This window comes from Arthrobacter sp. L77 (genome assembly GCF_000816565.1).
In the GTDB taxonomy this organism is placed as follows: Bacteria; Actinomycetota; Actinomycetes; order Actinomycetales; family Micrococcaceae; genus Arthrobacter_D; species Arthrobacter_D antioxidans.
The window spans coordinates 293,435-300,475 of the sequence record NZ_JWSU01000005.1 but is presented as its reverse complement, the minus strand read 5'-3'; the positions used below and the strand labels follow the sequence as shown (position 1 = coordinate 300,475).

General features: G+C 70.9%; 6 protein-coding genes. 2 read left to right on the top strand and 4 right to left on the bottom strand.

What is annotated here, in order from left to right; all coding sequences use genetic code 11:
* Window positions 1-524: 524 nt before the first annotated feature.
* A complete protein-coding gene (locus RY94_RS09425; protein ID WP_052274197.1) occupies window positions 525-1,298 on the bottom strand; it encodes a pullulanase X25 domain-containing protein in 774 nt (257 codons plus the stop codon).
* A gap of 450 nt (window positions 1,299-1,748) precedes the next feature.
* Here RY94_RS09425 and RY94_RS09420 point away from each other — a divergent pair, with 450 nt between their 5' ends.
* Window positions 1,749-2,195: a DoxX family protein gene (locus RY94_RS09420; RefSeq protein ID WP_043444372.1), complete on the top strand. Its 447-nt coding sequence runs from the start codon at window positions 1,749-1,751 to the stop codon at window positions 2,193-2,195.
* Between the two features lie 99 nt (window positions 2,196-2,294).
* Complete coding sequence (locus tag RY94_RS09415; RefSeq protein ID WP_043444370.1) at window positions 2,295-3,164, top strand: Rieske 2Fe-2S domain-containing protein; 870 nt, start codon at window positions 2,295-2,297, stop codon at window positions 3,162-3,164.
* Between the two features lie 299 nt (window positions 3,165-3,463).
* Here the strand turns inward: RY94_RS09415 and RY94_RS09410 are convergent, their stop codons facing one another.
* From RY94_RS09410 to RY94_RS09400, 3 genes are all read right to left on the bottom strand, one after another.
* Complete coding sequence (locus tag RY94_RS09410; RefSeq protein WP_052274196.1) at window positions 3,464-3,805, bottom strand: TfoX/Sxy family protein; 342 nt, start codon at window positions 3,803-3,805, stop codon at window positions 3,464-3,466.
* Between the two features lie 390 nt (window positions 3,806-4,195).
* Window positions 4,196-5,032, bottom strand: a complete 837-nt coding sequence (locus RY94_RS09405; RefSeq protein ID WP_043444368.1) for a class I SAM-dependent methyltransferase — start codon at window positions 5,030-5,032, stop codon at window positions 4,196-4,198.
* Window positions 5,033-5,137: 105 nt separating this feature from the next.
* Window positions 5,138-6,919: an AfsR/SARP family transcriptional regulator gene (locus tag RY94_RS09400; protein ID WP_043444366.1), complete on the bottom strand. Its 1,782-nt coding sequence runs from the start codon at window positions 6,917-6,919 to the stop codon at window positions 5,138-5,140.
* Window positions 6,920-7,041: the final 122 nt, after the last annotated feature.

Genomic DNA, 7,041 nt, shown 5'->3' with positions numbered 1-7,041 from the left:
GGGGGGGGGGGGGGGGGGTGGGGGCGTGCCGGAGGCGTCGTCGAGCGCCCACTGCGGAACCCGGCCCGACGGCGACTGCTGGGCGGCCTTCATCCGAGCGTCGCGGCCCTCGAGGTACCACTCGCGATCCATTGCCCCCATGAGCCCCGCACTTCCCCGGCCGATTGATCCCCGCACCATCCTGCTGCACGGCCGACTCCGGATCGGGGCGTAGGCCGGGTCCTTGGAGAAACCTGAGCGAAGGCTGCCCCTCCGAGGCTCATCGGCCACGCCGTCGTTCCTCCCCTTCGCTGCGGGAAGGCGCTGCACCCGGCGTGCCTCGGGCCGCCACGCACTCGCCCGGCGAAAACCCGTGCGCGACGGCGGCGGACGCGCAGCAACAGGCGAACGACGGCGGTCATCACCGTCGGTGAGCAGGGGGCCGGCGAACGGCACGGGCCACCCGGACAAGCAACAAGCCCGGGACGACGACGGCCCCGCCCGCTACCCGGAGGCAGCGGACGGGGCCGTGGAGAACTCCGGGTCTAGGAGGTCTGGATGTCCTTCGTGTCGTAATCGAACCGGAATGTCACCGTGGTGTCGGAGATCAGGTGCAGCTCGTGGTTGGCGCCGTCGCGCGTACCGAACCGTCCGTAGTTCTCCTCCCACGATCCGTTGACGAGGATCTTGAACTGGTAGGTCCCGGCGGGCAGCTGCAGGGTGTGCAGCCAGAGGTTCTCCGTCGGCTCCCAGGCGAACTGCAGCTCACGGAGCTCCGTGCTCCAGTGGCCGGCGTCGCCGAAGAGCGGGGCGAAGTCGCCTGACAGGGCCACGGACTGGGGCTGGTCCTGCCACGCGAGATCGGCGGTCGAACCCAAGGGCGCATCGGTGGGCGATGCGGCGAGTGCCTCGGCGGCGGCAGCGACGAGCTCGGGCGGAGCCTCCTCCGTCACGGCGTCGGACGAGACCTCGGGGGTCGGGGCGACGTCCGGCGTCGTCGGTTCCCCGGTCGAGGATGCCTGCGCCTCCTCGTCCAGCTGCTCGGGCGCCTGGGGGGCGTGGACGACGGTCTCGGCCTGCTCCGGCACGGGAGCACCGCTGATCATCGCGTTGACGAACTGCTCCGGGTCGGCGAAAGCCGCAACGGCGCGGACGCCCTCGTCGGTGGCGGTCCAGCCGCTGCGGCCCTTGACGAGCCAGCCGGCCTTTACGAGCTTCGACGTCGCCGTCGTCAGCGCCTTGAACCCGCGGGGGACGCCGCCGGAGAGGAGCTCCGCTTCCTTGTCATCGAAGGGTACTTCCGCGACGGCCTTGGCCATCAGCTCGCTGGGTGCGACGACGGAGCCGGATGCCTGGTGGTCGGCTAGCAGGGCGAGAGTGGTGCGCAGACGGGCATTGGTGCTGTTGCGGGGGGCGATGACGATCTCCTTCGTGGTGTTCCTGCGGCTGACTGCCGGTCATCACGACCGGTCGCCCGCGCTCATGGCGGATCGGATCCGGGCGGGATTCTTACAAGAGGCAGGGTACGTGGTTCGAGGTCCGATGACGACAGCACCCTGATTTTATCGTCAGGACTGCGCTTGTTCCTGCAGGCAGGCGCCGTCATCTTCCCCCATCTGACCGGTGCGCTCGAGACCGGCGATGCCGGTTCGGTCCCAGAGTAGGAGAAGCGGTCGGCGGAGAAGAACCGTGCAACTACCCGTTTCTCTCCGCCGACTACTCGCCACAGGCGGGAGGGCGACGGAAACGCAGCTGCTATCGTGCGCAGCATGGCGTCCCTCGCAGCTTCGAAGCGCACGTCCGCCGCGAGGACGACGGCGCGCATCGTCCTCGGCGCATTCCTCCTGTTCGCCGGCACGGCCCACCTGACGGTCGCCCGGACCGAGTTCGCCGCCCAGGTCCCGGCCTGGCTGCCCCTCGATACGGACGTGGTGGTCGTGGCGTCGGGCGTCGTCGAACTGGTGCTCGGCGCCGCGCTCGTGGGCCTCGGCCGCCACCGGGTGATCGTCGGCTGGGTGGTCGCCGCCTTCTTCGTCGCGATCTTCCCCGGCAACATCGCCCAGTACGTCGACGGCGTCAGCGCGTTCGGGCTCGATACCGACGGCGCCCGACTCACCCGCCTGTTCTTCCAGCCCGTGCTCGTGGTGTGGGCCCTGTGGTCCACCGGCGCGTGGCGTGACCGAAGGACGCTTCGGAGCGAGGGGCGACCCCGGTAGGCCGCACCGGATTCGACTGCGCAGCCCGGCATTCCTCAGTATGCTTCGGAAATCAGGCGATAGCTCCGCTGCTGCCCACCCGCACCTCGAGGAGACACCATGAAGACCCTCCGCCCCCTGCAATCCGTCGAGAAGCTCGAGAACGCCACCGGCCTCGACCCGATCGTCACCACGATGCGCGACCTCGTGCAGGCCGTGATCAAGCCCGGCGCGCTCCGAGACATCCTCCACGGTGTGCCGATCGGCCACCCGCTGCATCCGCTGATGATCCTCGTGCCGACGGGCACCTGGTTCTCGGCGGCCATCCTCGATGCGATCCCCGGCTCGACGAAGGCATCGGCGATCCTGATCGGCACCGGAGTGGTCACCGCCGGCCCCACGGCCCTGGCCGGGTGGACCGACTGGTCGGAGGGTCACGAACAGCAGCAGCGCGTCGGCATCGTGCACGCCGCGGCGAACATCGTCGCCGTCGGGCTGTACACGCTCTCCCTCGTCCAGCGCCTGCGCGGGAGGTCCGGCAAGGTGCTCTCCTACACGGGCCTCGCCGTCGTCTCCGCCGGAGGATTCCTCGGCGGGCATATGTCCTACCGGCAGTCGCTGGGCGCCAATCACGCCGAGGATGTCCCGCACCGCGTGGAGCCCGGCTGGCATGCGATCGGTGCGCTCGCCGACCTCCCCGAGGGGAAGCTCGAGCGGAAGATGCTCGGCGAGGTCCCGCTCGTCGTCCTCCGCCAGGGCAGCGACGTCTCCGTCCTGTCCGACACCTGCAGCCACCTCTCCGGCCCGCTCAACGAAGGCACGCTGACGTACGACGGCGGCAACGCCTGCGTGGTCTGCCCCTGGCACAACAGCACGTTCTCGCTGAAGACCGGCGAGGTGACGCAGGGCCCTGCGACGTCACCGCAGCCGTCGTTCAGGACCCGCGTGGTGGCAGGGCGGGTCGAGGTGTCGCTGCCGCACGCGGGCTGACGCCCCGGGCGTGGCGGCTTCGGTGCAGCACCGGGCCCGTACCGGTTCCGGGCCCGTCCCAGCGCTGGGCCGTACCAGCCCCGGATCCGTACGTGTTCCGGGCCGTACCAGCCCCGGATCCGTACCAGCCCCGGGGGTTTCGAGGACTGCAATAGCGTGTCCGGGCGCAACACGCCGTCGTTACGGACATATTCGGCTCCGAAGTCCCCGGGAAGGGACTTCGACGACGCGGACGCTGCGGTCCATAGGATCTTGGCGCGCCCGGCGGCTGGCTGGAACTGACCTGAGCGTCGTGCAGGTCAGCCTTGCCCGCCGCGGGAGTCGATGCCGACCTGGACCCAGAATGCGAGGTCGGCCTCGTCGCTGATCCTCGCGCTCGGCACCGTGAGCCACCCACGACCCATGGGCCGGTCGCCTCCCATCTGCGCCGGTAGCGCACCACGCCGCAGCAGATCGTCGTGGTCGGCAGGATCGGTGCGGACCAGCAGGCCCCCGTCACGATCGGCAGCGACCGCGAGGCGGCCATCCACCATGAAGGACTGGACGCCGAACATGCGTACCTCACGCACGTTCGGGCGTGACGCGAGGACGTCCCGGATCCGGTGCGACAGCGCGTCGCGCAGGTCGGCCGGGCCGGTCACCGACCGCTCCCGGTGTTCAAATCCTGCCGAACCTCATCCGGGTGAAGCCCGTGGACGGTGTACTGCCGAACGGGGTACAGGGTTCCCACAGTCGCTCCTTTGCTCGGCGTACACGCAGCCTACGGAGTCGGCGCCCGCCGCTGTCAAGGGAGCCCACGGCGGCGGGACGGGTCGACGGGTCGCTGCCGCACGCGGGCTGACACTGCGCCTCGGGCTCGGTAGATGGGTGCACCCTCCGGGCCCGTACTGGTTCCGGGGACTTCGAGCCCGGCAGCCGCGTGTCATGCCGAGACACGCCGTCAGGTGGACGAATCCGGCGTCGAAGCCCCCGTATGGGGCCTTCGACGTATCGAAGACCGACCCCGACGGATCCGGCCCAGGCCCGGGCTCTCAGCTCCGCCTGGCCGTGACCAGCAGGTACTCCCAGTCCATCGACCGACCGCCCGCCCCGGAACCGAACCGCTCCGCGAGTGCAATCAGTTCTGCGTCGAGGGCGGCAGCACGGTCGGGCGACCCGGCCAGTGACTTGTACACGCCGATCGTCGGCCCGTAGTTCGTCTTGAAGTAGTCCAGGAAATCACGCGACGACTCGAAGTGGTCCACCTGGAGCCGCCGTCGTTCGGCCTGCAGATCCATCACCCGATCACCGAACAGCGACGTCACATGCTGTTCCCGCCCCCACAGGGGAGGAGGCTGGGCGCCGGGAGGCGGCGGCGGGGCGTACGGCTTCATGGTCGCGAACATCTGGCCGATGAAGCCCTCGGGCGTCCAGTTGATCAGTCCGACGGTCCCGCCTGGCGCACACACCCGGAGCAGCTCGTCGGCGGTCTCCCGGTGGTGGGGTGCGAACATCACCCCGACGCAGGACACGACGACGTCGAACGCGCCAGTGGCGTAGGGGAGGTGCTCGGCGTCGGCGACGTCCCAATCGAGGGACACGCCGCGGTCCCGCGCGAGCTGCCGCCCGATCTCGAGGAGCTCGGGCGTGAGATCCGACGCCGTGACGGTGGCGCCCCGCTCCGCTGCCGGGATGGCGGCATTGCCGGTGCCGGCGGCGACGTCGAGGAGCTTTTGCCCGGCGGTGATGTCCGTGGCATCGACCAGGACGCGCCCGAGGGCGGGGATGATCTGGGCAGCGACGGCGGCGTAGTTGCCCTGGGCCCACAGGGCGCGGTGGCGCGCCTTCAGTTCCCTGTCGGCGTCGGGGTTGGTTCGTACTTCGGTCATGATGATGACCTTCCTCTGTCGTGGCGGCGTTTCCGCCGCGTGCTGTTCCTTACCGCATCAGTGTCACGGCGCACCGTGTGACGCGCCGTGTGACGGGCCCCGGTCTCAGAGCTGGTGGCGGCGGGCCAGATGCTCGGTCAGCGCAGGGTTCTCGATACCCTGCGCCAGGACCCGGATCGTGGCGGCAGCGCCGTCGTCGCCCAGGAGCGCCCGGCTGGAGTAGGAGCGGACCGTCAGTTCCCGGTGCCCGTAGCGGCTGGAGCGCTCACCGAGTTCCTGCGCGAACCGCAGAGCCTGGGGCGGGTTGTCGGACATCGCGGCCGTCGTCGCGAGGTCGAGGTTCCGGCCGCGGAACCACCGGTACCAGGGATGGGGCTGCACTCCGCGGTCGATCCACGTGGCTGCCCCCGCGACGTCGCCGCGGGCCAGCAGCACGGAGGCCTTGGCATGCGCGGCAGCATCCATGAAGCAGCGGTCACCGAAGGACCCGGCGAGCGCCGTCGCGTGGTCGGCCAGGTCCTCCGCCGCCCGGTCCTCGCCCCGCGCGAGGCATGCCTCGCTGCGCAGTGCCTCGACGAAGGGGGAGAAGGCGGTCCAGTGCTCCCGTGTGACGAGGGCCAGGGCAGCGTCCAGTTCGACGGCCGCCCGGCGGGCCCGGCCGGTCAGGAGATGCACCCGTCCGAGCATCGTCGTCGCGAAGGCTTCCTGCCGGACGGCCGCCAGGCCGACGCTGAGGCGGACCGATTCGGTGAGGACGACGACGGCGCCGGGGTAGTCGGCCGTGTCCGTCGCGAGCATCCCCATCACGCCGAGCGCCTTGGCCCGTTGATCGGGGAGGGCCCGCGCGGCCGCGACGGCCTTCGCCAGCCATCGGGCTCCGCTGGCAGGGAAGCCCCGCTGCACGGCGAGGAAACCCAGTTCCCGGTACGCGGCTGATCGGACCGCGGGGTCGCCGTTCCGGGAGAGGGACAGCACGCGGTGGAGGAGGTCTGCGACCTCCGCGCCGCGCCCGCCCGCGCCGTGGGTGAGCGCTTCCGCGAGGGCGAGGAGCGTTTCCGCCTGGAGGGCGCGGTCGCCCATGCGTTGTGCCAGGCCGGTGGCGACGCGCAGGTGCGAGAGTGCCGTCCCCGGGGCTCCCGCGGACAGGCACGCCTTCGCCGCCTCGAGGTAGGAGGTGACGGTGAGGGTGGTCGCGGGCAGGGTGCTCGAGGGCACGACCGGCGCGGCCAGGGCACGCTGGACCTCCGCGGGCAGGCCCTCGCCCAGTTCCTCGGCGAAGAGGTCTCGGCAGCGGTCGGCGCACCGGCGGGCCTCGGGTTCATCGCCCGCCTCCATGAGCGAACGGACGAGCAGGGCATGGAAGTCGGCGTTGAGGGGGTCGAGCTGGACGGCGCGCGTGGCAAGGGCGATGGCGCCCTCGGTGTCGCCGTTCGCCAGCGCGGACAGACCGCCGTCGTAGACCGCGGTCTCGACGGCGTGCCGGAAGCGGTGCCGTTCCATGGTCAGCCAGCCGTCGAAGGCGGGACAGTCCGTGAAGTCGTACCCCTCGAGCAGTTCGGCGCTGAGGATCGATCCGGGGGTCGGCACCAACCTCCTCAGGACGTCGACCCGCGACGACGGGATCCGCAGCATGAGCGGGTCGCCGCCGAGTGAAGCCCTGGTGCCGAGGACTCTCCGCAGGTCGGACAGCTGCCAGCGGAGGGCTCCGAGGGGATCGTCCGCGTCGGGGAACAGCAGCGCCGCCAGCTGGTTCCGCGGGGTGGGCGTGTCGTGCAGCAGGAGGTAGGCGAGCAGTCCCCACGCCTTCCGGCCGCGGGGCTGCGGACCCTCGCCGTCGGGTCGGGTGATGGAAGGGACCCCGAGGAGCTGGACGTCGATCCAGGCCATGCTCCACTGTAGATCCGCAGGCCGACCGACGGAACGGCCGGGGCCAATGCCTCACCGTCGACGGATGGCGTCGGCCAGGTTCGGCGTTCCGGATGCTCCGACGTGCCGGCGGGGGCAGGAAA